Source organism: Pseudoalteromonas aliena, from assembly GCF_038155085.1.
GTDB classification, from domain to species: domain Bacteria; phylum Pseudomonadota; class Gammaproteobacteria; order Enterobacterales; family Alteromonadaceae; genus Pseudoalteromonas; species Pseudoalteromonas aliena_A.
On the sequence record NZ_JBAKAU010000289.1, the window covers coordinates 1 to 209 of the forward strand.

Below are 209 nucleotides of genomic sequence, written 5' to 3' on the forward strand. Positions count from 1 at the left end.
GTCGCCTGGCGCTGTGTAAATATATGCTTTACCCAAAGGATCTTACGGAATGTCTTTTGGTAAATATGGGCCATCCGAGCTTGGTGAGTCACTTTTTCTAAGCGCTTCTAAGGTAGGTGGCACTGGTCCTGTATCAAGGCGGTATGTGTCGATTGCGGTGTCGAACAATTGCATTTGCGCTATTGCAGTTTTAATTTTAGAAGAACTTA

Annotated in this window: 1 protein-coding gene; it reads right to left on the reverse strand. The window is 44.0% G+C overall.

Annotated features, from left to right (window positions below; translation table 11 throughout):
- Positions 1 to 42 precede the first annotated feature (42 nt).
- Complete coding sequence (locus V6260_RS19445) at positions 43 to 195, reverse strand: type II secretion system protein GspG (protein WP_341595638.1); 153 nt, start codon at positions 193 to 195, stop codon at positions 43 to 45.
- Positions 196 to 209: the final 14 nt, after the last annotated feature.